Genomic DNA, 26,813 nt, shown 5'->3' on the forward strand with positions numbered 1-26,813 from the left:
ATGGACCGTTTTAAGGAGCAGCTGGAGCGCCTCAAGGTTTTCTTCGGGGGGCTTCAGCGATGGCAGAGGTACTCCATAGTTGGGGCCGGGGCGTTGGTCTTGGCCTCTCTTGTGCTTTTGGCAGCCATGTCTGGGAAGACCAGCTACGATCCGCTTTTCTCCGGGCTCAGCATGGAGGACCAGGGGGCGGTGGTGGAGTACCTTAAGGAGCAGAAGATACCCTTCAAGGTGGATCCCTCCGCCAACGCCATACTGGTGCCAAGGAAGAACGTTTATGAGGCCCGGATAGCCCTGGCGCAGATGGGGATCCCCCGGGGAGGGGTGGTGGGTTTTGAGATATTCGACCAGCCCAAGATGGGGATGAACGACTTTCAGCAGCGGGTGGCCTATTCCAGGGCCCTTGAGGGGGAGCTGTCGAGGACCATATCCAAGATAGACGCGGTGGAGGAGGCCAAGGTTAACATAGTCATACCGGAGCAGAGGCTTTTCCTGGAGGAGCAGAAGCCCTCCACCGCTTCGGTTTTGGTTCGTCTTAAGCCTGGGAGGGAGATAGGGCAGGAGCAGGTGAGGGGTATAGTCAACCTGGTTGCCCGGAGCGTAGAGGGGTTGAACCCCGAGGACGTCACTGTGGTGGACACCTCTGGCAAGGTCCTGTCGGACCTGATCCAGGACGATTCCCTGATCTACACCTCCGGCTCCGACGGCAGAGCGGTGTCGTCGGTGCAGCGGGAGTTGGAGCGGCAGCAGGAGCAGGAGATGGAGCGCAAGGTCCGGGTTATGCTGGAGAAGGTCTTCGGCCCCGGCAAGGCGGTGGTCCGGGTGCGGGTTGAGTTGGACTTCGACAAGAAGAGCAGCACCCGCAGGGAGTTCATCCCTGGTCCGGACGGCAAGGGGGTTGTGAGGAGCCAGCAGAACACCGAGGAGAGCTATGTGGGGCCCGGCACACCTCCGGGTGGAGCGCCGGGGACCACCACCAACATACCGGGCTACGTGGTTAACCAGAACCAGACCGGCAACGTGGAGTACAACAAGACCGACACGGTCACCAACTACGACATAACCACCCAGGAGTCCCAGACGGTGGCCACCCCGGGTTCCGTCAAGCGGCTTTCCGCGTCGGTGATAGTTGACGGGGAGCTGGATGATGCAAAGGCCCAGGGGCTCAGGCAGACCGTGGCGGCGGCGATAGGTTTGGACGAGTCTAGGGGGGACAGGCTGGTGATCCAGGCCATGAAGTTCGACACCACCCTGGCAGATCAGATGATGGCCCAGCTGGAGGCGGAGCGCCGCCAGAGGCTCATAGGGGCTGCTCTCGTGGGGCTTTTGGTGCTGGCGGTGGCCGCAGGGGCGGGGTTCCTCTGGTACAAGCGGAGGCGCCTTGCGGCGCTGGCCAGGCTGGTCCCCCAGGAGGGTGGAGAAAGGGCTCCGTCCCTCAAGGAGCTGCTGGAGAACCCGGAGCTCATGACCGCCCAGGGGGAATTGGCTATACTGGAAGAGCAGCTTAGACTTTACGCCTCCAACAACCCGGAGGAAGTGGCCAACCTGATAAAGAACTGGTTGGCGGAGGACATCTAGGAAGGGCGGTTTGAGATGGCCAAGGCCAAGGACCTGAGGGGCAGGGAGAAGGCTGCCATATTCCTGGTGGCCATAGGGCCGGAGGTGTCCGCCCAGGTTTACCGTCACCTGGACGACGCCACCATAGAGCTTCTTACCCTTGAGATAGCCAACATGAGGAAGATAACCCCGGAGACCAAGCTCGAGGTCCTCAAGGAGGCCCAGGAGATAATAATGGCCCGGGAGTTCATGACCCAGGGGGGCGTGGACTACGCCAGGAAGCTTCTGGAGCAGGCCTTGGGTCCCGAGAGGGCCCAGGACATCCTGCGGCGGATCACCGCCAGCCTGCAGGTGCGCCCCTTCGACTTCGTGCGCCATGCGGACCCGTCGCAGCTCATATCCTTCATCCAGGGGGAGCATCCCCAGACCATCGCGCTCATACTGTCTTACCTTTCGCCGGAGCAGGCGGGGCAGGTTTTGGGCGGGCTTCCCCCGTCGTCTCAGTGGGACGTGGCCCGGCGCATAGCCCGGATGGACCGGATAACCCCGGAGGTGCTTCGGGAGGTGGAGCGGGTGTTGGAGAGGAAGCTCTCCACCGTCATGGGACAGGACTTCACCATGGCGGGAGGTGTGGACGCGGTGGTGGCCATAATAAACCGGGTGGATCGTGGCACCGAGCGGAACATCATAGAGGCCCTGGAGGAGCAGGATCCGGAGCTGGCGGAGGAGATAAAGAAGCGGCTCTTCGTGTTCGAGGACATCATGGGCATGGACGACCGGTCCCTGCAGCGGGTGCTGCGTGAGGTGGACATGAAGGACCTCGCCCTGGCGCTGAAGGGTGCCACGGAGGAGCTGAAGGTGAAGTTCTTCCGCAACATGTCCAAGCGGGCGGCGGACATGCTGAAGGAGGACATGGACTTCATGGGGCCCGTCCGGGTGAGGATGGTGGAGGAGGCCCAGCAGAAGATCGTGAACATAGTGCGGTCCCTGGAGGAAGCGGGAGAGATCGTCATAGCCAGGGGTGGAGAGGAGGAGCTGGTTGTCTAGCTCCCGTCACAGGCTGTTGAAGGCGGTCCGGGTTCTGCCCGAGGCGGTCCGGATAGGTGCAAAGGCCAGGCCTTCGGAGGATCCCTTGAAGGGGTGTCCGGAGTCCCCGGAGCATCAAAGCTCTGCTCCGTCGGAAGAGGATCTTTTAAGGGAGCGGATAGCCCTTCTGGAGGAGGAGCTCAGGAGGGCTTCGGATAGGGCGGCAGCCCTGGAGGGGGAGCTTGTGTCCTTGAAGCTCCGCCAGGAGGAGGAGCGGGAGGCGTTCCTTAGGGAGGCGGCCCTTAAGATCCAGGAGGCCCGTTCCCGTGCGGAGGCGGAGGCCCGGGAGGAGGGCTTTAGGCAAGGACGGGAGGAGGGCCTTAAGTCCGCCAGGGAGGAGATGGAGCGGCTTTACCTGCTTAAGTTCCAGGAGGCGCTGGAGATGGCGGAGCGCTTCCACAAGTCCCTGGAGGAGGAGCGGGAGGCGCTGCTCGGGCTTTTAGTGCCCCAGATGGTGAGGCTGTGGGAGAAGACCCTTTCCAGGATGCTCCTTGACAGGGTGCGGATGGACGAGGGGGCGGCCTTGCGGGTCCTCAAGGGGGTTCTCGCCAAGATAAGCGACCGGGAGAGGCTTCTCATATACCTCAACCCCGATGACCATAGGAGCGTAGAGGGGGCGCTTGGGGAGCTGGGGGATCTGCTGAGGGGCAACCGGCATCTGGAGGTGGTACCGGATCCCGACGTGGACAAGGGCAGCTGCATAGTGGAGACTAACCTTGGGGTGTACGACGCCCGATGGAGGACCCAGCTGGAGCAGGTGGGGCTTCAGGTGTCGTCCCTCCTCTTCGGGGGGGACGAAGTTGAAGGGGATTGAGATTTTCAAGGCTCTTGAGGGCCGGCTTGACAGGACGGAGCTCATAAGGCTCAACGGCCGGGTGGTCCAGGTGGTGGGGCTTGTTATAGAGTCCCAGGGGCCGGACGTGCAGGTGGGGGATCTGTGTGAGATATCGTTCCGGAACCGCAGGAACCCCCTTAAGGCCGAGGTGGTGGGTTTCCGGGATGACCGGGTGCTTCTCATGCCCCTCGGGGATCTTAACGACATAGGTCCCGGGTGCGACGTGGCGGCTTTGGGCCCCACCTTGGGGGTGCACGTGGGGGAGGACCTCCTGGGTAGGATCTTGGACGGCCTTGGGAACCCCATAGACGACTTGGGCCCCGTGGGGGCCAGCGAGTTCTACCCCCTTTACGCTTCCCCGCCGCACCCGCTGAGGCGTCAGATGATAGATCGTCCCCTTTCGGTGGGGGTTAGGGTGATAGACGGCCTTTTGACGTTGGGTCAGGGGCAGAGGGTTGGCATATTCGCCGGCTCAGGGGTTGGCAAGAGCGTGTTGCTGGGCATGATGGCCCGAAACACCGAGGCGGACGTTAACGTCATAGCCTTGGTGGGTGAGCGGGGCAGGGAGGTCCGGGAGTTCGTGGATCGGGACCTTGGGGCCGAGGGGCTTAAGAGGTCCGTGGTGGTGGTGGCCACGTCGGATCAGCCGCCCCTGGTAAGGCTCAAGGCGTCGCTCACCGCCACAGCGGTGGCGGAGTACTTCCGGGACCAGGGGGCCAACGTGCTGCTCATGATGGACTCGGTCACCCGTGTGGCCATGGCCCAGAGGGATGTGGGGCTTGCCATAGGGGAGCCCCCCGCCACCAAGGGTTACACCCCGTCGGTGTTCGCGTTTCTCCCCCGGCTTCTTGAGCGCTCCGGGGCCGGAGAGCGGGGGAGCATAACCGCCATATACACCGTTCTGGTGGAGGGGGACGACATGAACGAGCCAGTGGCGGACACGGTGCGAGGCATCCTGGACGGTCACATAGTCCTGAGCCGTTCCCTGGCGGCTAGGAACCACTACCCTTCGGTGGAGGTGGGACGCAGCGTGAGCCGTGTGATGCCGAGCATAGTTTCGGAGGAGCACCTGAGGGCGGCGGGGAGGGTCCGGGAGCTCCTGGCGGTTTACGAGGAGGCCCAGGACCTCATAAACATAGGGGCCTATAAGGCGGGGAGCAATCCCAGGATAGATTGGGCTTTGGAACACCTGGAGGAGGTCCGAAACTTCTTAAGGCAGGGGATGCATGAGAGAAGCGGCTTCGATGAGACCGTGTCAAGGCTTTTGGAGCTCGCGCCCTTTTGAGATGACGGGGGTGGTGTCCCTTGATGAGGCAGCGGATAGCCAGGTTTGAGAGGATTTACAGGACCTATGAGGCGGAGTTGGACCAGCGGCGGTCCGAGCTCGCCAGGCGCCGGGAGGAGGAGGAGGCCTTTCGCCGGCGGATACGCCAGCTGGAGGAGGATCGCTCCAGGGCGGAGGAGGACTTTAGGTCCCTGTGCGGCACCGTGAGCGCCAGGGACCTTTGGATGATGAGGAGCTCCATCGACTCCGCGGAGGACCGGGTTCGTTCCGCCAGTGAGGACCTTGAGAGGTGCCTTTGCGAGATAGAGCGGACCGTGGAGGCCATACGGGAGAGCCATAGGGGGCTTAAGGTGCTGGAGAACTACATGGGGCGTCTTAGGTCCCGTTTGTCGGCGGAGGAGTCTGCGGCGGAGCAGGCCCTTCTTGATGAGATCGCGCTTCGCAGGAACGGGGTTGGAGGTGCCGCATGAGACCCGAGGGGTGCATTGAGGGGGTCCTTGGAAGGATAAGGGAGATAGAGTCCCGGTTTGGGATAGAGAGGAGGCCCGCGGGGGAGGCCGTGTCCTTTGAGGAGGTGCTCTCCAAGGCCCAGGGGGACCTTGGGGATCCGTCCCTCCCGGAGGGGGATGTCGATGTGCCTTCCAGCGTGGCGGAGCGGCTTGAGAGGTGGGAGCCGGAGCTGAGGCGCCTGTGCGATCGGTACGGTGTGGACCCGGACCTTGCAAGGGCGGTGATGAGGCATGAGTCCGGAGGTCGGGAGGACGCGGTGTCCAGCGCGGGGGCCATAGGGCTCATGCAGCTCATGCCCGGTACCGCCAGGGCCTTGGGGGTGGATCCGAGGGACCCGGTGAGGAACCTGGAGGGGGGTATAAAGTACCTGGCCCAGCTCCTTGAGCGCTACGGCGGGGATGTGGAGAGGGCCCTGGCGGCTTACAACGCAGGGGCCGGGAGGGTGGACGCCCACGGGGGGGTGCCTCCGATACCGGAGACCCAGAGGTATGTGAGGAACGTGTTGGCCCTGTACAGGAAGTACGACCGGGGAGGTAGCATGTGATGCCCCAGGAAATGGAGATGGAGCCCCGGGAGGTCCTGGAGGATAAGCCCAAGGATCAACCGAAAAGGGAGGATAAGAAGAAACCCAAGGGTCCGTCTAGGTTGAAGCGCCTGGCGTTTTTTTGATCTTGTTCGTTGGTGCCGCCTTGGGGCTTCATTTCTCCGGTGCCTTGGACCTTAGGGGGGTCCTTTTCAGCGCCATATACCGGATACCCAAGGTGGGGGCGCCGCTGGGTGCCGCTTTGGGCATCCCTTCCACCTACGCCATGTCCGCCCAGGACCGCCGCATGATGGAGATCCGGCTCATGGAGGAGAACCTGGCTAAGATGAAGGCGGAGCTGGACCGGGAGAAGACGGCGGTGGAAGTGGTTTCCGATGACCTAAACCGCAGGTCCCTTCAGGTGGCGAAGCTCCAGGAGGAGCTTCAGGCGAGGCTAAAGGAGCTGGCCTTGAGCGACGATACAAAACCGCAGGCTCGTCTGGAATCGCTGGAGGAGGTCTTGAAGACCTACAGGGACATGTCCCCCAGGAACGCGGCTCAGATAATAGGGAAGATGGACGAGGACCTGGCGGTGGAGATACTCTCCAGGCTGCCTAACGATCAGGCGGCCAAGATACTGGGACGCATGGACGCGGACCGGGCGGCGAGGCTGACGGAACGGCTTGCCATGATGAAGAAGAAGCCTTGACGTGGAGGTGGCGTTCATGGGTGACCTTTCGGTTTTCCCGTTGGACCAGGGGATGATGAACCTCGGGGAATCCGCGCGACCCTTCGGGGGTAAGCCTTCCTTGGAGGGCGGCGGGGGTTCGTCCGGTGGGGATGAGAACCCTTTCGTAAGCGCCTTGGGGGAGGCCCTTGCCGAGGGCGGTGCAGGCGGGTCCGATGGGGTGCTTGGACCCTTTGCTTTTGATGGCCATCTGCAGGGCGCCCAGCCCCAGGTTGTTGAGTCCCCTCCTCAGTTGCGCAAGGGTTTGGCGGTGGGGGGGCTCGGCTTTAAAGGTCCTCTTAGGCAGTTCTTCTTTAACCCCGTAATCGACGTAAAGGGTGAGGAGCTCCCGGACGGGGGTCCCGAGGGGGGTGAGGGAGAGCTTACCTCCCCCTCGGGGGGGGAGGTAAGCTCTCCGGAGCGGGACATCCCCGCTTGTTTCGTCAAAGCCGGTGATGTGCCAGGTGAAGCGGCGGAGGGTTTAAAGGGGGGGGATGGCTTGCCCCTTTTTGCCCGTGGTGCGGATGCGCCGACCCGGGGAGATGGAGTTAAGTTGGTTGATGCCGAGAATGACAAGGAGGAGGGCGATCCCGTGGGGGCCAGGCTCTCCCTCTTTATACGTGCCCTGGAGGAGATGGAGAGGGCCAAGGTGTTACCCGCGGCGGGGCCGGATCGGTCCTTTGGGGTGAGCGGGGCCCTTTCGGAGCCGATGGTGGGTGTTCCTGGTTCTGCCGAGGGGCACGGGGGCTTAGGAGATCTCTCGGCGGGACCCTCTGGGGGATCGGTTGCCGATGGGGCCTTGGCCTCATGGGGCTCCGGGGCTTACGGGGGAACAGACGTTGATCTACCGGTCGCCCATGAGGGGTTATCGGAGTCCAGGGGGTTGGCCGCTGGTTTGAAGGATTTTCCCCCTAGGGGCCTCAGCAAGAGGGGATCGGGGGAGGACTCGGCGGGGCTTCAAGGCCTTTCGGAGCCCTCTCGCGCTTCGAGGAAGGACAGGCCCGTGCCTCATGGGGAAGCATCTCTGCCATTTCATCCCCAGCAGTCGGGGCTTAATGGGGCGATAAACCCCGCATCTAGCCCGGGGGCTTGGCCGGTGCGGCTTGGTTATACCGGTGAAGCCGCATTGGGAGAGGGATTGGTTAGGGTTTTCCGGGAGGTTGCGTCCGGGGCTAACAGGGCGACGGTGGTCGTGGAACCCCCCTCCTTGGGCCGGGTTGAGGTTCAGCTCCTGTTGGACGGAGGTGAGCTTTCCGCCCGGATAAGGGTTGAGAACCGGGAGCTTTTGGGGCTGGTGCAGGCCCAATCCCAGAGGCTGAAGGAGTCGTTGGAGGCCCAGGGGCTTCAGGTATCAGGCCTTTCAGTGGACTTGAGGAACGATGAACGTCGTCCCAAGGAGGGCCCCTTGGAGGGCAGGAAGAGATCCTCCTTGGGGATCCGCGGGGATGGAGAGGAAGCAGAGGATGTCCCGGTCTTCAGGGTTGACCTTAGGAACGGGCTTTTGCACTGGCTTGCATGAGGAGGCATGGGGATGGCTGACGGGGTTAACGGGGTAAGCGGAAGCGCTTGGGATGTCGGGGCGGATAAGCAGCGGACCACCAAGACGGAGCTGGGGAAGGACGATTTCTTGAAGCTTCTGGTTGCGCAGCTCACCCATCAGGATCCTTTGGATCCGCTTAAGGACAAGGACTTCATCGCCCAGATGGCCCAGTTCTCCGCGTTGGAGCAGCAGGTGAACATAGCTAAGGGCATAGAGAACCTGGCTAAGATGTCCATGGCCTCTGCGGTTAACTACGTGGGGCGCACCGTGGGCTACGCGGGGGATGACGGCTCTGAGGCCGCAGGGGTGGTGCAGTTCGTGGAGATGAAGGACGGGGCTGTGACGCTTCACCTTAAGGATGGGAAGTCCGTCCCCCTTGAGAAGGTGCAGTACGTGGGATGAGGTTGCTTTTGAGCTGGTTTGGATGGTTTGCCCCCCAGGGACGGAGGGCTTTGGGATCTAGGGAAGGGTTGTCCTTTGTCGCTTTACAGTAAGGAGGAAGCTTGAGATGTTAAGGTCCCTATATTCTGGAGTCACCGGTGTCAAGGGGCATCAAACCTATCTGGACGTGGTGGGAAACAACATAGCCAACGTGAACACCACGGGTTTTAAGAAGTCCAACGTCTTGTTCCAGGACCTTCTGTATCAGAACGTGAGGGGTGCCATGTCCCCCGATGCTGGCCAGGGTCGGGGCGGCATAAACCCCATGCAGATAGGGTTGGGCAGCCTGGTTGGGGCGGTGGAGACCATCCACACCCAGGGTACCATGCAGTACACCGGCAACCGCAACGACTTTGCGGTGTCCGGTGACGGTTACTTCGTGGTCAAGAACGGGGCGGACACCCTCTACACCAGGGCGGGATCGGCGACGTTGGACTCGGGGGGCAACCTGGTGATGGCGGGATCCGGGTACATGTATCAGGGGTACAAGATGGAGAAGGACCCAACGGATCCCACCAAGTACATAGAAGGTCCCCTGGGGGGTATAAACATACCGGTGGGTCAGAAGTTGGAGGCCCGGAAGACCCAGCTTGGGGGGTACCGCTGCAACCTGGACAGCCGTGTAAAGTCGCACCTTCCCATGGGTATAACCGGCAACGATTCTTCGGTGAAGATAATCCTTGGGGCCAACACCTACACGCTCAACAACATAGCGGAGGGGGGTACGGTGGGGAACTTCCTGACCCTCACGGACGGGACCAACTCGGTGCAGCTTGGGTTCCCCGCCGGGGGGCCCACTGTGGATCCCACGTCGCTGCTCCCCAACCTAACCCAGGTTTCCGTGGCGGGGGCTTTTACCGGCGCCTCTTACGATCCCTCCACGGGGAAGCTCACGGTCACGGACGGCACCAATACCAGCACGGTGGACCTTGCTTCCATGATGGACTTTGAGGTTCTGATCGTGAGGGATTCCTCAAACAACGTTTACAGGTATCTGACGGAGTTCAACGACGTGGCCGCCAACGGCTATAAGGAGCTGGTTCTGTGGGGGCCTGATGCCTCATCGGGCAACGCATCCACCAGGTTTTCCCTGACGGTGCCCACTAAAAACGATGGTACCTTTGACCTCAGCGCCGCTCAGAACATACTTGCCGCCGCCCAATCTCCAAGCGGCAACGCGTTGACGGTTCAGGCCACCACTGACGGGCTGGGCCTTGTGGTGAAGGACGGGGCCACCACCGTGGCCACCTTGAACAACCGGTTGAGCAGCATTCACACCAGCAAGATGGACATATATGACAGCCTTGGGAATCCCCATACGTTGGAGGTCTCCTGGGAGAAGGTAGACAACAACCAGTGGAGGTGGAGGGCTTTTCTGCCCGACGAAACGGGGATAACGCTTACCAACAACACCGGGGTTATTAACTTTGACTCCCAGGGGAAGATAGAGGGGGTTTCGGAGTTTGACGTCACCATAAACTTCGCCGCCTTGGGCGCCGAGGACTCCACGGTGAGGCTGGATTTCAGCGGTAAGTCCTTTGGGAAGGAGGCCATAGAGGGGGTTACTCAGTACGGGTCCGCCTTCACCACCAAGGCCTACTATCAGGACGGTTATCCCATGGGGGTGTTGCAGGACTATGCGGTGAGCTCCGACGGCACGGTTCAGGGGGTTTACAGCAACGGTCAGCGTCAGCCCCTTTACAAGATGGCTTTGGCGCTGTTTGCAAACCCCCAGGGGCTTACCAAGGAGGGTTCCACGGTGTTCGCCGAGTCCGCCAACTCCGGCATAGCCCAGATAGTGAAGCCCATGGAGGGAGGCGCGGGGCGCATCATGGGGAGCAACCTGGAGATGTCCAACGTGGACCTGTCCCAGGAGTTCGTGAACCTGATAGTGGCCCAGAGGGGGTTCCAGGCCAACGCCAGGGTGATAACCACTTCGGACCAGGTGTTGGAGGAGCTCATCAACCTCAAGAGGTAGGTGGCTTAGGCCTTGATAGAGCTTACTCGTTTTGGAGGAGGCCGGTTTGTGCTGAACAGCGACCTTATAGAGGCGGTTGAGGCGAATCCTGACACGGTGGTCACCATGGTGAACGGCCATAGGTACGTGGTTAAGGAGACTCCGGGGGATATAATAGAGAAGGTTGTGGAGTTCAAGCGAAGGGTTTTCGAGGTCATCCCTAGGTGAGCTTTGTGGTATCTTTGGGCTGGGTGGGGTTTTAACATCATGGGAATCGTCGAGGTGAGGCTCCGGTGGATCTTGGAACTTTAATAGGTTTTCTTCTGGCCCTTATACTGGTCATAGGGGGGATACTGGCGGGGGGCGACCCCGGGGCGTTCATAGACGCCCCATCGCTGCTCATAACCGGGGGTGGTACCCTTGGGGCGGCGATAATGGCCAACCCTCTTGAGAGGACCAAGGCGCTTCCTAAGATCCTGAGGAAGGCGTTCTTCAACGATCCCATAGATCTTCCCGGCCTCATCCAGACCCTGGTGAGTTTTGCCGAGAAAGCCAGGAGGGAGGGGCTTTTGGCCCTGGAGGAGGACGCGGCGCAGCTGGACGATCCCTTCCTTAAGAAGTCCATCCAGTTGGTGGTGGACGGAACGGATCCGGAGTTGGTGAAGTCCATCTTGGACACCGAGATAGGGTTGTTGGAGGAGCGTCACGGGGCCGGCAAGGCCATGTTCGACATAATGGCGGAGCTTGCCCCTGCCTTTGGCATGTTGGGGACCCTGATAGGCCTTATAGTCATGTTGGGTCACCTGGACGATCCGGACGCGTTGGGGCCCGGCATGGCCACGGCGCTCATAACCACCTTCTACGGTTCTTTCATAGCCAACGTCATATGTATTCCCACGTCGAAGAAGCTGGCCTATAGATCCAGTCAGGAGATACTGTCCCGGGAGTTGATGGTGGAGGGGATACTGGCCATCCAGGCGGGGGAGAACCCCCGCATAGTGGAGGAGAAGCTCAAGGTATTCCTGCCCCCGGATCTTAGGGCCAAGATGGAGGCGGAGAAGGAGCAGGAGCAGGGGGGGTGATGACCTTTGGCCCGTAAGAAGAAGCAGCCCGAGGGTTCCGCAGGGGCCCCTCTTTTCATGGCCACCTATGGGGACATGGTCACGTTGCTTTTGACGTTCTTCGTGTTCCTGTACTCCTTTTCCTCCATAGACGTGCAGAAGTTTCAGAAGATGATGTTCTCCTTCCAGGGGGCCCTGGGGGTGCTGCCGGGGGGCAAGACTATACAGGAGGGTGCAGGGGTCTACGCCGGCCGGGTTGGGCAGGATGCGGGGGATGCTCCCAAGAGGACCCAGGAGTTCAAGGAGGGCATAGCGAAGCAGCTTCAGGCGCTGGCCAAGGAGCAAGGGCTTCAGGACCAGATGATAGTTCAGATAAACCAAAGGGGTGTTACGGTCTCTCTTTCGGAGCAGTTCCTGTTTGCCCCTGGGAGTGCGGAGCTGAGCCCTTTGGCCAGGAGGCTTCTTTTCAAGGTGGGACAGGTTTTGGTAGGGGTTCGGTACCCCATATCCTTTGAGGGGCACACGGACAACACCCCCTTGGAGGGCGGGCCTTACGGGGACAACTGGGGGCTTTCCGCCGCCAGGGCTGCTTCGGTGGCGTCGTACATGGTTAACCGGGTGGGGCTTTCGGACAGGAACGTCCAGGCGGTGGGTTACGGGTCTTCAAAGCCCTTGGTGCCCAACGACACCCCGGAGCACCGGGCTCTTAACCGGAGGGTGGATCTGGTCATCCTTACGGACAACTCTCTTTGATCGAGGAGGAGGGGCCATGGCTAAGAAGGCGGTTATTTTCGTGGTGGTTGGGGTGGTGGTCCTGCTCCTCGGCATAGGCGGAGGGGTTATGGTGGGGCTTAAGTTCTTCGGATCCGACAAGCCCAAGGAGAAGCTCTTGCCCCCGGGGCCTACCGTGTCGGTGGGCAACTTCACCATAAACCTGGCGGATCCGGAGCCTCATCTGATACAGCTTGGGGTCACCCTGGAGATGGAGGACCCGGATTCGGCGGCCCTTTTGTCCGACTCGGGGTGGATCTCCAGGGTTAAGAACGAGATAATCTTGACCGTGAAGGATCGGCGTTACGACGAGCTCAAGAGCTCCGAAGGGGCACAGATACTGGCACAGGACCTTAGGGGGCGGCTCAACTCGCTGTTGCCCAGGACGAAGAAGGGCGACAAGGTGCCGGTAAGACAGGTTCTCTTCGATCAGTTCATGTTGCAGTAGGTTTGCGGCGGGGAGGTGGTTAAGTGGTACCGGAGGTTCTTTCCCAGAACGAGATAGACTCCCTTCTGCAGGCCCTTTCCAGCGGGAGCGTGGACCTGGCGTCCATAGAGAAGCAGGACGACAGGAAGATAAAGATTTATGATTTTAGAAGGCCCGACAAGTTCAGCAAGGACCAGCTTAGGGCCATCCAGATGATCCACGACTCCTTTGCCCGGCAGCTGACCACGTCGCTGTCTACTTTGGTCAGGTCCATGGTCTCCGCGGAGGTGGTGTCCGTGGACCAGCTGGCGTACGACGAGTTCATAAGGTCCCTTGTGCAGCCCACGGTGATGGGGGTGCTTGAGATGTACCCCTTGAGCGGCAACGCGGTGTTGGAGATGAACCCTCATCTGGTGTTCTCCATAATAGACAGGATGCTTGGGGGCAAGGGGGGAGCCCATAAGGAAGCCCAGGGATCTCACGGACATAGAGCGCACGGTGGTAGAGCGGGTGATGCTGAAGATACTGGAGCATCTTGAGGAGAGCTGGAGCACCGTGGTGGACATAAGGTTTCGGTTTGAGAGCATGGAGAGCAATCCCTTCTTCGTGCAGATATGTCCCGGTACCGACATGGTCCTCTTGGTCACGTTGAAGATCCAGGTGGGGGAGACGGAGGGCATAATGAACCTTTGTATTCCCTACTTTGTGATGGAACCCATGATAGACAAGCTGTCGTCCCAGCACTGGTTTGCCTCTACGGGTAGGAAGAACCTGGAGGGGGCCAGGGAGGCCATAGAGGCGAGGCTTCATCAGGTTTCGGTGCCCATGGCTTTGGAGCTGGGTCACACGGTGCTCACCATTGGGGACGTGCTTCAGCTTCGGGAGGGGGACGTCATCCGGCTTGACGGTAAGACCTCTGATCCCTTGGGACTCCGGGTTGGCAACATGATCAAGTTCCTGTGTGAGGCGGGAACCTTTGAAAAGCACTATGCGGCGAGGATCCTCGAGGTACTGAGCGACGAGGGGCTCGCCCATCACGGGGAGGATTAATAAATGGGCGAGGATTTCCTTAGCCAGGACGAGATAGATGCCCTTCTGAGCGGAGGCAAGCCTTCTTCAGGGGGTGGTGGGGGCGGGGGAATAACCCTGGACGAGATGGAGGTGCTCAAGGAGGTGGCCTCCACCGCCGCGTCCTCCGTGGGTGGAGTGATGGGCATGTTGGCCGGGAGGTCCGTATCCGTTTCGGTGGGGCTGTGCGAGTCCGCTCCCCAGAACTCGGTGGTGGAGAAGGTGGGGGCCATGTCCATCTTCGCCTTCTCCATGGTCTGGGACGGCCTTGACGACGCTCCTGCCAGGCTTGTGACCACCGACCGAGGGGCGTTGACCCTGGCGGACCTGATGATGGGGGGGGACGCCAAGGAGCTGCCGGAGGAGCCGAACGACCTTTACCTATCCGCTGCCCAGGAGGGGTTCAGCCAGTTGATAGGCTCTGCCCTCACCAGCATAAGCGGGATGTTGAAGGGGGCCCGGCTTGCTCCGAAGAACACATCCGGTGGGCTTTCGGACTTTTCTTGGGTGCCCTTCGACTCCCTGCCGGTGACGGAGGAGGCTTGGGTATCCCGGCTGGACGTGGAGGTCGAAGGGGTGGAGCCCTTCTCGATCTTCCTCGTGTTGCCCGCGGGCAGCGCCAAGGAGCTGGCGAACCGCATAAGGGAGGCTTCTGCCCACCAGGAGAAGCCCCAGGAGGCGCCTCGGCCTGCCCATTCGCCTCAGCCGAGTCCCTCCAGGGCTCCCCAGACGGTTCCGGAGGCGTCGTTCGCTCCTAGAAGCGCTTCGATCTCCACTGCTCCGGTGGATGTGCGTCCTGCGGAGTTCGCCCCCCTGGGTGGCCAAGAGGTGGCGGTTTCATCCAGCGCTATTGACCTAATAGCGGATATTCCTGTTAGAATAACGGTTGAGCTCGGCAGGGCCAGAAAGACCATCGCGGACATATTGAACATGAGCCCCGGCTCCGTGGTAGAATTGAACCGGATGGCCGGTGAACCGGTTGACGTGTTGGTCAACGGGAAGCTCATAGCCAGGGGCGAGGTCGTGGTCATAGACGAGAGCTTCGGGGTGAGGATAACCGAGATCGTAAGCCGGGTGGAGCGGATCCGCTCCATGGGCGTCTAAGGCAGGCCATTTTCTTCCAGGAAGGAGAGGGCAGAATGGGAACCAGGGTTCTTATAGTAGATGACGCAGCCTTCATGAGGATGATGTTGAAGGACATCCTTACCAAGAATGGCTTCGAGGTGGTGGGGGAGGCCGAGAACGGTAAGGTGGCGGTTCAGATGTACACGGAGCTCAAGCCCGACGTGGTAACCATGGACATAACCATGCCGGAGATGGATGGCCTGGCGGCGGTGAAGGAGATAAAGCAGCAGGACCCCAACGCCAAGGTGGTGATGGTGAGCGCCATGGGCCAGCAGGCCATGGTCATAGAGGCCATAAGGGCTGGGGCTGCGGACTTCATAGTCAAACCCTTCCAGCCAGATCGGGTGCTGGAGGCCCTGAGCAAGGCCCTCTCCTGAGGAGGAGTCTTCCCTAAGGGGGTGGCGGGGAGTGTCCCCCGGCACTCCTTTTATTTTTTTATTTCATTAATATTAATTTATTGTGTGAGGTGTGCCGGTGGGAGAAGTGAGCCTTTGGAGCTACCTTATCAAGGTCTTAGCCGGTCTTTTGGTTTTGGGTGCCCTGGGTTTTGGCGTGGTTCGTTGGGTCCCCAGTTTTGGCCGGTTTAGGGGGTCCCGTGCGGTGAAGGTGTTATCGGTCACCCCGGTTGGGCGGGATCTTTTGTACTTGGTGGAGATGGGTCCCACGGTGGTGGCGGTGATCTCGTCCCCCAAGGGGGGGTTTGAGGTGCTTCACCGGTGGGATTCTGCGGAGTTCAAGGGGTACCAGGTGGCATCGGAGGCTGGGGGTGATGGGGTTGAACCTTAATCGTGGGGTCTTTTTGGGGGTGCTCGTTGGGCTTTTATGGGCCGGTTGTGCGCTTGCCCAGCCGACCCCTCCTGCCCTGCCAATACCGGCCTTGAGGATCGGGGTGGAGGCGGCGCGGAATCAGCAGGACGTGGCCTTGACGCTGCAGATAGTGGCGTTGATGACCGTTTTGAGCATGGCCCCCGCCATAGTGCTCATGCTGACCAGCTTCACCAGGATACTGGTGGTCCTGGGGTTCGTCAGGAACGCCATGGGGCTCCAGCAGATGCCGCCGAACCAGGTGATAGCATCCCTGGCGCTGTTCCTCACCTTTTTCACCATGGCTCCCGTGTGGGACCAGGTTTACAAGGGGGCTTTGGTGCCCTACATGAGGGGGCAGATATCCGCGGAGCGGGCCTTCCAAGGGGCGGAGGGGCCGGTAAGGTCGTTCATGCTCCGTCAGACCAGGGAACGGGAGCTGTCCCTCATGGTGAGGCTTGCTAAGATGAAGCAGCCCAAGAACCAGGAGGAGGTCCCCACAAGGGTGCTCATCCCGGCCTTCATCCTGAGCGAGCTAAAGACCGCCTTTCAGATGGGGGTGGTGATATTCATACCGTTCATCGTGGTGGACATGATAGTCTCCAGCGTGCTCATGAGCATGGGCATGATAATGCTGCCCCCCATGATGATATCCCTGCCCTTCAAGGTGCTGCTCTTCGTCATGGCGGACGGATGGGACCTGGTTATAGCCAGCCTCGTAACCAGCTTTAAGTGAGGTGGTGTGAGTGGGGACCCTGAGCGTGGCGGACGCCTTCAGGCAAGCCTTGTGGGTGTCCATGGTAAGCAGCATGCCCATACTGGTGATCGCCATGCTGGTGGGGCTGGTGATAGGGATAGTCCAGACCGCCACCTCCATCCAGGAGCAGACCTTGGCGTTCATCCCCAAGATCCTGGCGGTCTTCCTGGGGTTGCTCCTTCTGGGCCCATGGATGGGTAGGACCGTGCTTGACATGACCCGTTTCCTGTTCGAGTCCCTCTACAGGTTTGTGTCATGAACTACGAGGAAATAGTCAACCTCATCCTCGTGTACCTCCTGTGTTCCCTCCGGTTAACCGGGCTCATATTCGCGAATCCCCTTTTCTCCCTGCCCTCCTGGCCCATGCCGGTTAAACTTTGGCTTGCCCTGATGTTGGCGTTGGTCATGGTGCCCTCTGCGAACCCGCAGGTACCGGTGGCGTTGCTCTCCACATGGACGGGGGTGACGTTCTTCGCCGTAAGGGAGTTCCTCATAGGGGCTTCGGTGGGGTTCCTGGCCGCCCTTCCCCTGTACGCCCTTCAGCTCTCCGGCTACATGGAGGGGAGCCAGATGGGGCTTGCCATGGCCACCCTGTTCGATCCCGCCCAGGAGGGGAGCGTGGCGCTGGTGGGGCAGATGAAGTATCTGCTTGGGATATGGTTCCTCTTCCACTGGAACGGGCATCTGCTGCTGGTGGAGGCCCTTGACAGGAGCTTTGCCCTGGTGCCCCTGGGTAAGGGGTTCACGGGCATCCCCGCGTCCCAGCCCCTGGGGAGGTGGCTGACGGAGCTGTTCCTGTTGGGCATACGGCTGTCTCTTCCCATCATGGGGGCCCTCCTTTTAGCGGACATAGGCCTTGGGTTCGTGGCCCGCACGGTGCCCCAGATGAACGTGTTCATCCTGGGCATACCGCTCAAGATAGGTCTTGGCCTCATCCTGCTGATGGTGGTGATGCCCTTAACGGTGGACCTCTTCTACGGCTACGTGAGCAGGGCGCTGGTGTGGGCCCTGGAGGGGACCGTCCTTTGGCGTTGAGGTGTACTCGGGTCTTTGCCTTGGATGGGCTGGATAAGACCCTGCTGTTCCCCATCGATGTACAGTTCTTCGCGGAGGAGAAGTCCGAGCCCGCCACCCCCAGGAAGAGGCAGAAGGCCCGGGAGGAGGGGCAGGTCACCAAAAGCCAGGACCTAACCGCGGCGGTGGTCATAGCCTCGGGTCTTATAGGGGTTCTGGTTTTCGGGGGTTTCTTCATGGGGAACCTGACGAGGCTCTTTGAGGTGACCATGGGGTATCTCAAGGAGCCCTCCATGGGGACCCAGCGTTGGCTTCTTCTCCCCTCGGTGAGGGCTTTGTACTCTTACTTCCTGGTCTGGCTGCCCTTGGGCCTTATATGTGCCCTGTCGGCCCTGGGGCTTTTAGCCTACCAGGTGGGCTTTCTTTTCACCTCCAAACCCCTGGTCCCGAACCTCAACAGGCTGAACCCCGTGAGCGGGATGAAGAAGATGTTCTCCGGCCGGTCCTTTGTGGAGATGCTGAAGGGGGTCGTAAAGGCGGGGATACTGATCATGATGCTCTACGGGGCGCTGAAGCATGACCTGGTGACCCTGGTGGGGGCGGTGGGGCAGCCCTTTGTGGAGGGGCTTGGGACGGTCATGTGGCGGGTCTGGGTGTTGAGCATGAAGATGACCCTGATGCTCTTGGTGCTTGGGCTCTTCGATTACGCTTATCAGAGGTGGGAGTTTGAAAGGTCCATAAGGATGTCGAAACAGGAGATAAAGGAAGAGTACAAGCAGATGGAGGGAGATCCCCTCATAAAGCGTCGCATAAGGCAGAGGCAGAGGGAACTGGCCCAGCGGAGGATGATGTCCGACGTTCCCAAGGCGGACGTGGTCATAACCAACCCGGTCCACGTGGCGGTGGCGCTGAACTACGACAGGAAGGTTTCGGACGCTCCGGTGCTGCTCGCCAAGGGGCAGGGCCTTATAGCTGAGCGGATCAGGGAGCTGGCCAGGGAGAACCGGGTGCCGGTGGTTCAGAACCCCCCGCTTGCCAGGGCCATATACTCCCAGGTGGAGATAGGGGAGGAGATCCCCGAGGGGCTGTACAAGGCGGTTGCGGAAGTGCTGGCCTTCGTGTACCGTTTGAGGGGGCGCAGGGGATGATGCCTTTGCGCTTTCCCTTGGGTGCCGTTGCGGCTTTGCGTGACGTGGTTTTTAGAATTTCTTAGCTCATCGGGAGGCAGATATGGGAGGTTCCGCTTCGGTTTCCAGCAAGGTGATGAGGTACGCGGACGTGGGAATGGCGGTGCTGTTGGTGTTGATCGTGGGGATGATGATAATCCCCCTTCCCACGTGGCTTTTGGATGTGCTTTTGGCGCTCAACATAACCTTTGGGGTTGTGATACTGTTGAGCACCTTTTACGTTAAGCAGGCCCTGGAGATATCCGCGTTTCCCACGATACTTCTTATGGCCACGCTGTTCCGGCTGGCCCTCAACGTTTCCACCACCAGGCTGGTGCTGCTAAACGGTTATGCGGGGGAGATAATCAACGCCTTTGGGAACTTCGTGGTTGGTGGCAACTACGTGGTGGGAGGCGTGGTGTTCCTCATCTTGGTGATCATCCAGTTCCTGGTGATAACCAAGGGGGCCGAGCGGGTGGCGGAGGTGGCGGCTCGTTTCACCTTGGACGCCATGCCGGGCAAGCAGATGGCCATAGACGCGGACCTGAACGCGGGGATGATAGACGAGCAGGAGGCCCGCCGCAGGAGGGCGAACGTGCAGCGGGAGGCGGACTTTTACGGTGCCATGGACGGTGCCTCGAAGTTCGTAAAGGGGGATGCCATAGCGGGGCTCATCATAACCACCATAAACATACTGGGTGGTCTTGCCATAGGGGTCCTTCAGAGGGGTATGGAGCTCAAGCAGGCCCTTGGGACCTACAGCCTTTTGACCGTTGGAGACGGCTTGGTGGCCCAGATACCGGCCCTTTTGCTTTCCACCGCCACGGGCATCATCGTTACCAGGGCGGCGGGGGAGAGCGACCTTGGCAAGGAGATGGTGTCGTCGCTCACCAGGAACCACCGTCCCCTTTACATAGGTTCCGGTCTCCTCTTCGCCCTTGCGGCGGTTCCTGGCCTTCCTACGATACCCTTCGGGCTTCTTGGGGCCGGCATGGCCGCCATGGCCTACGGGGTTCAGCGGGAGGCGGCGTCCTCCGAAGTGGTCCCCGACTCAGGCAGGCAGCCCTCCGCCGGGGGCAAGCCCGGGGCGGCCGCCCCGCCGCCCCCTTCCGCCCCTTCGTCGGGGCCCGAGAACGTGCTGCCCCTTCTCACCGTGGACCCCATGGAGGTGGAGATAGGTTATGCCCTGATACCCCTGGTTGATCCGTCCCAGGGGGGAGACATGTTGGAGAGGATAGGCACCATAAGGCGCCAGATGGCCATGGACCTTGGCCTTGTGGTGCCCCCCATAAGGATAAGGGACAACATCCAGCTCAAGCCCACCGAGTACCTTATAAGGGTGAAGGGTGCGGAGGTGGGCAGGGGGGAGCTGCTGCCGGATCACTACCTTGCCATGAGCACCGGAGGGGAGGACCTGCTGGTGGGGATCCCCACCAAGGAGCCTGCCTTCGGGCTTCCGGCGGTTTGGATATCCCCGGAGATAAGAGACCAGGCGGAGGGGCTGGGCTACACGGTGGTGGACTGTCCGTCGGTGCTGGCCACGCACCTGTCGGAGGTCATAAAGCGATACGGGGCGGACCTTATCACCCGCCAGGAGGTTCAGAAGCTGGTGGATCTGGTGGGGGAGTCCAACCCCGCCATAACCAAGGACCTTCTGGAGGTGCTGAGCCTTGGGGACGTGCAGAAGGTCTTGCAGGGGCTCATAAGGGAGCAGGTGTCCATAAGGGACCTGGTCACCATATTCGAGACCTTGGCGGACCACGGCCGTTACACCAAGAGCACCGATTATCTCTTGGAGAGGACCCGGGAGGCCCTTTCCAGGGTCATAACGCTTCGGCTTCAGGATCAGGAGGGGGTGCTTGGTGTGTACACCTTGTCCCCCCGCTGGGAGCAGCGCATTAAGGAGTCCATGAAGGGTGATCTGATGCAGGGTTGGCAGCTTAACATGCCGCCCAAGGAGATGCAGGATCTCATGCAGGCCATAGCCTCTGCGGCGGAGGCCATGGCCATGGGTGGAATAACGCCGGTGCTGCTCGCCCACCCGGACGTTCGTTTGGTGGTTCGACGCATAGTGGAGGGGAGCTTGCCTCAGCTCTTCGTGGTAAGCTATAACGAGATAGCCCCTTCAACTCAGCTGAGATCCTTGGGAGTGGTGGAGTAGGATGAGGGTTCTTAAACAGATAGAGTTCGAGGCCCGGGATGATGCGGAAGCCATGAGGATAGCCTCCAAGAGGCTTGGCAGGGATGCGGTGATATTGAGCTCCCGGCCGGTCAAGAAGGGGGGCATACTGGGCCTTTTCGGCAAGCGGGTTCTGATCGTTACCGCTGGCATCCTGGAGGACGACGCCCCGGCGATCGACCAGGAGTCCCGGCAGCGGTTGTTCTCGTTCCAACAGCTCTTGGACATGCGGAAGGAGGTTCAGCGGGCGGTCATGGGATCAGAGGAGGATCAGCCGCTTCCCATGAGGGTTGAGACGGCGTCGGTGCTCCCCTTAAACCCCGTGACGGTGTCCCAGGCGGAGAGGGCCTACGGGGCATCCGGCATCTCCGCCCCGGTGGGTGGAAAGCCCAACCTGGAGGATCAGGTGGAGGATCTGCGGCGGAGATTGGACCAGGTTCTGCAGCGGGTTGGTTCCGGCGGCGGCTATTGTGGGGACGATCCCTTGGTCAGGCGTCTTGTGGAGGCGGATGTGGACCCCGAGGTGGCCTCCAGGATCCTTGCGGGGCACAGGGGTGGGGACGATTCCCTGGTGGGTCTTTTGAGCTCCCGCATCAAGGTGGTGGGGGATGACCCGGTGTCCGCCATGGGGGGGCGGCGGGTGATGTTCGTGGGGCCCACCGGTGTGGGGAAGACCACCACCATAGCCAAGCTGGCGGCGGTCCATTCCTTGTGGGAGGGCCGGAGGGTGGCGCTGGCCACCGCGGACACCTACCGGATAGCGGCGGTGGAGCAGCTCAGGACCTATGCAAAGATATTGGGCATCCCCATGGAGGTTGCTTTCGAGCCCAAGGACTTCGAGGGGATACTGTCCAAGCACGGTGCCTGTGACCTCTTGCTGCTCGACACCGCGGGCAGGAGCGCCAAGGACTCCAAGAAGATGGAGGAGCTGAAGGTCCTGTACGAGGCCTTCATGCCCGATGCGGTCCACCTGGTATTGGCGGCGAACCTGAAGTACAAGGACATGTTGAAGGTGATAGATCGGATGGGGGTGGTGCCCATAAGGTCCGTGATATTCACGAAGCTTGACGAGACCTATTCCTTCGGCCCCCTGTTGAGCGTTTTGGAGGACTTCAAGTTCCCGGTTTCCTTCTTCACGGTGGGTCAGAACGTGCCCAACGACATAGAGGTTGCGAGGCCTGAAAGGCTTGCGAGGCTGATCCTGGAGGGGGATGGCCTTGGATAGGCAGATGTCTGGCAGGGATCAGGCTTCTGCCCTTCGGGAGATGGTGCTCTCCTCTGGGGGCGGGAGGTCCAAGTTCCAGGGCCTGAGGTCCATTGCGGTGGTGAGCGGGAAGGGGGGGGTCGGAAAGAGCAACCTTTCCGTTAACCTGGCGCTTGCCATGGGGCAGATGGGCGTTCGGGTCATGTTGATGGACGCGGACATGGGGCTTGCCAACGCGGATCTCCTCTTGGGTGTGGTGCCCAAGCACCACCTGGGACACGTGATCGGTGGCCAAATGGGGCTTGAGGACATCCTGCTTTCGGTGGATCAGGGGGTCAGTCTGATCCCCGGGGGGGCTGGTTTCTCGGACCTTGCGGACCTGGACGAGCAGAGCCAGGCGATGTTGATAGAGAAGTTCTCGGCCCTTGAGGGGCGAGCGGAGGTGTTGTTGGTGGACACCGGGGCGGGGATACACAGGAACGTGATATCCTTCGCTGCCGCTGCCGACGAGGTGCTCCTCCTGACCACCACGGAGCCCACCGCCATCAGGGATGCCTACGGGGTTTTGAAGTCCCTGGTGGTGGGTTTATCTTGGAAGCCCAAGGTGTCCTTGGTGGTCAACATGGCGATGAGCGACGACGAGGCCTTCTCCGTGGCGGATCGGATAAGGCTGGCGGCGGGGCAGTTCCTGGACCTCAACGTGAACTACCTAGGTTACGTCCTTTGGGACCAACGGGTGATGGACTCGGTGAGGCGTCGCAGACCCTTTGTGCTGCAGAGCCCCGATTCTCCCGCGTCGTCCTGTGTGAAGGTGATAGCTCGTCGGCTGCTTAAGGTTGACCAGGAGGATGTGCCGGGTGGCAGGGGGCTCAAGGCCTTCATGCTGAGGCTCGGCAAGAGGATGAGGCTTAAGGGGTGATCTCTTTGGGCCGGGATGGGGAGAGGGTAGGGCTTCCCCTGGGGGTCAAGGGGGAGTTTAAGGTGGAGGACGGGCTTTTCAAGGGCACGTACCCCACCAGGTTGGAGGACCAGAGGGAGGACCTGCTTGGGTTGGCGCATCCGATGTTCAAGGGGGCGCTTCTCCCGGTGTATAGGGACATGGAGTGTGAGCTCCTGGCGGAGGACGGCAGGTCCCCTTTGAGGGTGTCCTGCGTGGTGGTGAGGAGCGACATCTCCGGCACGGTGCCAATGCTTTGGGTCAAGACGCTAGGTCCCGTGGAGAGGATACAGCGGAGGCGCTACTTAAGGGTGCCCTGTCTTAAGGAGTTCCGGGTGTTTCCCCTTGAGGCGGAGGCTCGGTCGCCCCTGTCCGGCAGGTGGCTGAAGGGTGTGGCGGTGGACATGAGCCTTGGGGGAGTGAGGTTTAGGATAGACTATCCTTACAGGCTGTCCCAGGGGGACAGGTTTTTGTGCATGCTCCCCCTGGGTGATAGGCCTTTTCCTGGGTTGCTCAAGCTAATGAGGGCGGAGAGGACCTCCGAGGGCCTATGGGACTGCGGGGGGGCCTTTGAGGCGGTACCTAGATGGGCTGAAAAGTATATAATAGAGTTCATAAGGACCCAGGAACTTAATTCCCGCCAGGGGAGAGATGTGCCATGACGCGCAAAGTGAGGGTTATGGTGGTTGATGACTCCGCCTTCATGCGAAAGGTTATAGGTGACATGCTTGCCTCGGACCAGAGGTTTGATGTGGTAGCCCGAGTTAGGGATGGGGAGGAAGCGCTTCAGAAGCTCTCCGAGGCGGATCCGGATGTGATAACCATGGACGTTGAGATGCCTCGCAAGAACGGGCTGGAGGCTTTAAAGGAGATAATGGAGCGTCGTCCCACGCCGGTGGTGATGGTTTCGAGCCTCACCAAGGAGGGGGCGGAGGTGACGCTTCAGGCCCTCTCGCTTGGGGCGGTGGACTTTGTGACGAAGCCTTCGGGGACCATATCGCTGGACATGCACAAGGTGGAGGAGGAGCTGCGGCAGAAGGTCTGGGTGGCCAGCACGGTTGACCGTTCCAGGCTTAAGCCCGGGGCGGTGCCGAGGCGCAAGCCCGTGGAGGCCCCGAAGACTTCAGGGGCGGGTTTGCCGGGGGCCTCTCAAAGGCGCAAGCTTCAGCGGGTGGACCTGGTGTTGATAGCGTCGTCCACCGGAGGTCCCAGGGCGCTTCAGGAGGTGATCCCCAATCTCAGGGGGGATTTTCCGTGTCCCATCTTGGTGGTGCAGCACATGCCGAAGGGTTTTACCGCCTCCTTTGCCCAGAGGCTCGATGACGTGAGCCCCCTGAAGGTGGTGGAGGGATACGACGGTTTGAAACCGCAGAAGGGTATGGCTATCATAGCCCCTGGAGGTTATCATATGGTTGTGGAGAGGTCTGGGCCGGACCTGGTCTGTCGTTTATCCGACGCACCTCCTGTGAGGTCCGTTAAGCCCGCGGCGGACATGCTTTTCATGAGCGTGGCGGATGTGGTGGGCGGATCTGTGGTGGCGGCGGTGTTGACCGGCATGGGCAGGGACGGGGCTGATGGGGCGCTTGCTCTTCACAGCAAGGGAGGCGTTATCCTGGCGGAGAGTCCGGATACCTGTGTGGTCTACGGAATGCCGAGGGCTGTAGTCGAGGCGGGCATAGCGGAGGAGGTAGTTTCCCTGTACGATATGCCCGAGGCTTTGCATCGATGGGCCGCATGCCCTTAGGTTCGAGAAAACAAAATCCCCTGAACCTGGAGGCCGATAACCGATGACTAACATGGATATGAGTCAGTACTTGGGTGCGTTCTTGGATGAGGCTACGGATCAGCTGAAGAACCTCAACGAGCTTCTTCTGGCGGCGGAGCAGAACCAGTCGGACATGGGAATAATAAATGAGATATTCCGGGTGGCCCACACCTTCAAGGGCATGTCTGCCACCATGGGTTTTGAAGGCATGGCGGGTTTGACCCATGCCATGGAGGACCTGTTGGGCCTTGCGAGGAGCGGGGAGCACGTGCTCAACTCCGAGGACGTGGACCTGCTTTTCAAGTGTCTTGACGCCATAACCGCCATGGTGGATTCCATCCGTGGTGGTGGGAGCGACAAGGACGTGGACGTCAAGGGTTTGGTTGATCAGCTGCACCGGTTGGTGAAGAAGGCTCACGATGCCCCTTCGGCGGCTCCTTCCGGGGCCTCCAGGGGCAGCAAGAAGGTGGAGTTGACGGAGCAGGAGAAGGGCTGGGTGAAGGAGGCCCGCAACCAGGGCATGTCGGTGTACGAGCTCAGGGTTGCCTTGAGCCCCAGCTGCATGTTGAAGGCCGCCAGGGCTTACATGGTGGTGACCCGCCTTGGGGAGATGGGGGAGCTCATAAAGACCCAGCCTGGGGTGGAGGATCTGGAGAGGGAGGCCTTCGACACCGAGTTTTGGGTGTACGTGGCCACCCATGAGAGCGGGGATTCCCTTTCTAAGGTTGCTTCCTCCATAAGCGAGGTGGCATCGGTGGAGGTTACGCCGTTGAACTTCGATGAAGATGGTGGGCTGTCCATCGGGGACCTGGAGGAAGAGGACGAAGGGGAGGAGGCCGTGGCCTCGGCTTCTCCATCTTCGAGGGCTCCCGAGGGGGCTGCCCAGACTGGGGTGGTTCAGGCGGCGCAGCCTCAGGGGGTCAAGAAGGGCAGCCGCACCGTAAGGGTGGACATCGGCAGGCTGGACAAGCTCATGAACCTGGTGGGGGAGTTGGTCATAGGTCGTGCCAGGATAGAGCGTCTGGCCCAGGAGACCAAGATGAAGGCCTTTGATGAGCCCTTGTCTCAGCTGGGTCGTATATCCGGTGAGATCCAGGAGCTGGTCACCAAGCTCAGAATGGTGCCGGTGTCCATGGTGTTTGACCGGTTGCCCCGGTTGGTCCGGGACCTTTCCCGTCAGATGGGCAAGGAGGTCCGGCTGGTGGTGGAGGGCCGGGAGACCGAGCTGGATCGGACGGTCATAGACGAGATTGGGGATCCCATGGTTCACCTTTTGAGGAACTCCCTGGACCATGGCTTGGAGAGTCCGGAGGAGCGGGTTAAGAACGGGAAGCCCCGGGAGGGCACCATAACCGTTGCGGCCTACCAGGAGGGCAACGGGGTCATAATAGAGGTTCAGGACGACGGCAGGGGCATAGACACCAACAAGGTGAGGCGCAAGGCGGTGGAGCGCGGCATAGTCACCGCCGAGCAGGCCCAGCTCATGACCGACGAGGAGGCCATAAGGCTCATACTGCTTCCTGGGTTCAGCACCGCCGACGTGGTTACGGATCTATCGGGCCGCGGTGTCGGAATGGACGCGGTGAAGAGCAAGGTGGAGTCCCTTGGTGGCCAGTTCCAGGTGTTCTCCAAGCTGGGGCAGGGTACTCGGGTGGTCATAAGGCTGCCCTTGACGCTGGCCATAGTGCTTGCGCTGCTCATAAGGGTGGGGGACGAGATCTACGCCATATCGCTGGAGAACGTGGAGGAGACCCTGCTGGTGCCCAAGAGCGAGATAAAGTACGTGCACGGCACCCCTGTCACCACCGTGAGGGGTGAGATATTGACCTTATCGGACCTCGCGGGGATTTTGTCCACGGAGGTTAACCGGGAGGGTGTGGAGGAGCATCCGGTGGTGGTGGTCCGGGTTGGCCGGGATCGGAACCGCATAGGTTTTGTGGTGGATGACTTCGTGGGACAGCAGGAGATAGTGATAAAGCCCTTGGGCAAGCTGCTTCAGAAGGTCCGGGGCGTGGCGGGGGCTACAATCCTAGGGGACGGCAACGTGGCGCTGATCCTGGACGCCGCATCCCTGTAG

At 60.8% G+C, this 26,813-nt stretch carries 30 protein-coding genes; all 30 read left to right on the forward strand.

Going from position 1 to position 26,813, the window contains the following annotated elements; genetic code table 11:
- The 30 genes from fliF (at position 1) to THEVEDRAFT_RS02270 (ending at position 26,813) form a co-directional block, all read left to right on the forward strand.
- The gene (fliF, locus tag THEVEDRAFT_RS02130; RefSeq protein WP_006583082.1) at positions 1 to 1,575 is read left to right on the forward strand and encodes a flagellar basal-body MS-ring/collar protein FliF; all 1,575 of its coding nucleotides are present in this window, start codon (positions 1 to 3) and stop codon (positions 1,573 to 1,575) included.
- Between the two features lie 15 nt (positions 1,576 to 1,590).
- Entirely contained in the window at positions 1,591 to 2,601 is a 1,011-nt protein-coding gene (gene fliG, locus THEVEDRAFT_RS02135) for a flagellar motor switch protein FliG (RefSeq protein WP_006583083.1), read from the forward strand.
- On the forward strand, positions 2,594 to 3,454 hold the full coding sequence (locus THEVEDRAFT_RS09125; RefSeq protein ID WP_006583084.1) for a FliH/SctL family protein: 861 nt from the start codon (positions 2,594 to 2,596) through the stop codon (positions 3,452 to 3,454). The genes fliG and THEVEDRAFT_RS09125 overlap by 8 nt, the downstream gene beginning before the upstream one ends.
- The gene (gene fliI, locus THEVEDRAFT_RS02145; RefSeq protein WP_006583085.1) at positions 3,441 to 4,760 is read left to right on the forward strand and encodes a flagellar protein export ATPase FliI; all 1,320 of its coding nucleotides are present in this window, start codon (positions 3,441 to 3,443) and stop codon (positions 4,758 to 4,760) included. Before THEVEDRAFT_RS09125 ends, fliI begins: the two co-directional genes overlap by 14 nt.
- Before the next feature lie 23 nt (positions 4,761 to 4,783).
- Entirely contained in the window at positions 4,784 to 5,230 is a 447-nt protein-coding gene (locus tag THEVEDRAFT_RS02150) for a flagellar FliJ family protein (protein ID WP_006583086.1), read from the forward strand.
- Positions 5,227 to 5,814, forward strand: a complete 588-nt coding sequence (locus THEVEDRAFT_RS02155; protein WP_006583087.1) for a lytic transglycosylase domain-containing protein — start codon at positions 5,227 to 5,229, stop codon at positions 5,812 to 5,814. The genes THEVEDRAFT_RS02150 and THEVEDRAFT_RS02155 overlap by 4 nt, the downstream gene beginning before the upstream one ends.
- Positions 5,814 to 5,939 carry a hypothetical protein gene (locus THEVEDRAFT_RS10080; protein ID WP_006583088.1) on the forward strand — a complete coding sequence of 42 codons (126 nt, stop codon included), beginning with the start codon at positions 5,814 to 5,816 and terminating at the stop codon, positions 5,937 to 5,939. Before THEVEDRAFT_RS02155 ends, THEVEDRAFT_RS10080 begins: the two co-directional genes overlap by 1 nt.
- Positions 5,936 to 6,502 carry a MotE family protein gene (locus tag THEVEDRAFT_RS02160; RefSeq protein ID WP_006583089.1) on the forward strand — a complete coding sequence of 189 codons (567 nt, stop codon included), beginning with the start codon at positions 5,936 to 5,938 and terminating at the stop codon, positions 6,500 to 6,502. Before THEVEDRAFT_RS10080 ends, THEVEDRAFT_RS02160 begins: the two co-directional genes overlap by 4 nt.
- 16 nt (positions 6,503 to 6,518) lie before the next feature.
- Complete coding sequence (locus THEVEDRAFT_RS02165; RefSeq protein ID WP_006583090.1) at positions 6,519 to 8,039, forward strand: flagellar hook-length control protein FliK; 1,521 nt, start codon at positions 6,519 to 6,521, stop codon at positions 8,037 to 8,039.
- 12 nt (positions 8,040 to 8,051) lie between these two features.
- Entirely contained in the window at positions 8,052 to 8,462 is a 411-nt protein-coding gene (gene flgD / locus THEVEDRAFT_RS02170; protein ID WP_006583091.1) for a flagellar hook assembly protein FlgD, read from the forward strand.
- 106 nt (positions 8,463 to 8,568) lie between these two features.
- Positions 8,569 to 10,479, forward strand: a complete 1,911-nt coding sequence (locus THEVEDRAFT_RS02175) for a flagellar hook protein FlgE (RefSeq protein WP_006583092.1) — start codon at positions 8,569 to 8,571, stop codon at positions 10,477 to 10,479.
- Positions 10,480 to 10,491: 12 nt separating this feature from the next.
- On the forward strand, positions 10,492 to 10,686 hold the full coding sequence (locus THEVEDRAFT_RS02180; protein WP_006583093.1) for a flagellar FlbD family protein: 195 nt from the start codon (positions 10,492 to 10,494) through the stop codon (positions 10,684 to 10,686).
- 65 nt (positions 10,687 to 10,751) lie between these two features.
- Entirely contained in the window at positions 10,752 to 11,540 is a 789-nt protein-coding gene (locus tag THEVEDRAFT_RS02185) for a motility protein A (protein WP_006583094.1), read from the forward strand.
- A gap of 6 nt (positions 11,541 to 11,546) precedes the next feature.
- Positions 11,547 to 12,272 carry an OmpA/MotB family protein gene (locus THEVEDRAFT_RS02190; protein ID WP_006583095.1) on the forward strand — a complete coding sequence of 242 codons (726 nt, stop codon included), beginning with the start codon at positions 11,547 to 11,549 and terminating at the stop codon, positions 12,270 to 12,272.
- Between the two features lie 16 nt (positions 12,273 to 12,288).
- Complete coding sequence (locus THEVEDRAFT_RS02195) at positions 12,289 to 12,738, forward strand: flagellar basal body-associated FliL family protein (RefSeq protein WP_006583096.1); 450 nt, start codon at positions 12,289 to 12,291, stop codon at positions 12,736 to 12,738.
- Between the two features lie 23 nt (positions 12,739 to 12,761).
- On the forward strand, positions 12,762 to 13,256 hold the full coding sequence (locus THEVEDRAFT_RS09780; RefSeq protein ID WP_040825136.1) for a flagellar motor switch protein FliM: 495 nt from the start codon (positions 12,762 to 12,764) through the stop codon (positions 13,254 to 13,256).
- Positions 13,156 to 13,767, forward strand: coding sequence for a flagellar motor switch protein FliM (locus THEVEDRAFT_RS10085; protein ID WP_040825137.1), 612 nt, complete (start codon positions 13,156 to 13,158; stop codon positions 13,765 to 13,767). Before THEVEDRAFT_RS09780 ends, THEVEDRAFT_RS10085 begins: the two co-directional genes overlap by 101 nt.
- Positions 13,768 to 13,770: 3 nt before the next feature.
- Positions 13,771 to 14,889 (forward strand): flagellar motor switch protein FliN, encoded by a 1,119-nt coding sequence (gene fliN, locus THEVEDRAFT_RS10090; RefSeq protein WP_006583098.1) that lies wholly within the window; start codon positions 13,771 to 13,773, stop codon positions 14,887 to 14,889.
- A 35-nt stretch (positions 14,890 to 14,924) separates the two neighbouring features.
- Positions 14,925 to 15,287 carry a response regulator gene (locus THEVEDRAFT_RS02215; protein ID WP_006583099.1) on the forward strand — a complete coding sequence of 121 codons (363 nt, stop codon included), beginning with the start codon at positions 14,925 to 14,927 and terminating at the stop codon, positions 15,285 to 15,287.
- A 97-nt stretch (positions 15,288 to 15,384) separates the two neighbouring features.
- Positions 15,385 to 15,696, forward strand: a complete 312-nt coding sequence (locus tag THEVEDRAFT_RS02220; protein ID WP_040825139.1) for a hypothetical protein — start codon at positions 15,385 to 15,387, stop codon at positions 15,694 to 15,696.
- The gene (gene fliP / locus THEVEDRAFT_RS02225) at positions 15,680 to 16,450 is read left to right on the forward strand and encodes a flagellar type III secretion system pore protein FliP (protein ID WP_006583101.1); all 771 of its coding nucleotides are present in this window, start codon (positions 15,680 to 15,682) and stop codon (positions 16,448 to 16,450) included. The genes THEVEDRAFT_RS02220 and fliP overlap by 17 nt, the downstream gene beginning before the upstream one ends.
- Positions 16,451 to 16,460: 10 nt before the next feature.
- Positions 16,461 to 16,730: a flagellar biosynthesis protein FliQ gene (gene fliQ, locus THEVEDRAFT_RS02230; protein ID WP_006583102.1), complete on the forward strand. Its 270-nt coding sequence runs from the start codon at positions 16,461 to 16,463 to the stop codon at positions 16,728 to 16,730.
- Complete coding sequence (fliR, locus tag THEVEDRAFT_RS02235) at positions 16,727 to 17,506, forward strand: flagellar biosynthetic protein FliR (RefSeq protein ID WP_006583103.1); 780 nt, start codon at positions 16,727 to 16,729, stop codon at positions 17,504 to 17,506. Before fliQ ends, fliR begins: the two co-directional genes overlap by 4 nt.
- Complete coding sequence (gene flhB, locus THEVEDRAFT_RS02240) at positions 17,497 to 18,633, forward strand: flagellar biosynthesis protein FlhB (protein WP_006583104.1); 1,137 nt, start codon at positions 17,497 to 17,499, stop codon at positions 18,631 to 18,633. The genes fliR and flhB overlap by 10 nt, the downstream gene beginning before the upstream one ends.
- Before the next feature lie 82 nt (positions 18,634 to 18,715).
- Positions 18,716 to 20,812 (forward strand): flagellar biosynthesis protein FlhA, encoded by a 2,097-nt coding sequence (gene flhA, locus THEVEDRAFT_RS02245; protein WP_006583105.1) that lies wholly within the window; start codon positions 18,716 to 18,718, stop codon positions 20,810 to 20,812.
- 1 nt (position 20,813) lies between these two features.
- The gene (gene flhF / locus THEVEDRAFT_RS02250; RefSeq protein WP_006583106.1) at positions 20,814 to 22,055 is read left to right on the forward strand and encodes a flagellar biosynthesis GTPase FlhF; all 1,242 of its coding nucleotides are present in this window, start codon (positions 20,814 to 20,816) and stop codon (positions 22,053 to 22,055) included.
- Positions 22,042 to 22,953, forward strand: coding sequence for a MinD/ParA family protein (locus tag THEVEDRAFT_RS02255; protein ID WP_050802092.1), 912 nt, complete (start codon positions 22,042 to 22,044; stop codon positions 22,951 to 22,953). The genes flhF and THEVEDRAFT_RS02255 overlap by 14 nt, the downstream gene beginning before the upstream one ends.
- Positions 22,950 to 23,633, forward strand: a complete 684-nt coding sequence (locus THEVEDRAFT_RS02260; RefSeq protein WP_006583108.1) for a flagellar brake protein — start codon at positions 22,950 to 22,952, stop codon at positions 23,631 to 23,633. The genes THEVEDRAFT_RS02255 and THEVEDRAFT_RS02260 overlap by 4 nt, the downstream gene beginning before the upstream one ends.
- Positions 23,630 to 24,715: a protein-glutamate methylesterase/protein-glutamine glutaminase gene (locus tag THEVEDRAFT_RS02265; RefSeq protein WP_006583109.1), complete on the forward strand. Its 1,086-nt coding sequence runs from the start codon at positions 23,630 to 23,632 to the stop codon at positions 24,713 to 24,715. Before THEVEDRAFT_RS02260 ends, THEVEDRAFT_RS02265 begins: the two co-directional genes overlap by 4 nt.
- Positions 24,716 to 24,758: 43 nt before the next feature.
- Complete coding sequence (locus THEVEDRAFT_RS02270; protein WP_006583110.1) at positions 24,759 to 26,813, forward strand: chemotaxis protein CheA; 2,055 nt, start codon at positions 24,759 to 24,761, stop codon at positions 26,811 to 26,813.

The organism is Thermanaerovibrio velox DSM 12556, from assembly GCF_000237825.1.
Lineage (GTDB): Bacteria > Synergistota > Synergistia > Synergistales > Synergistaceae > Thermanaerovibrio > Thermanaerovibrio velox.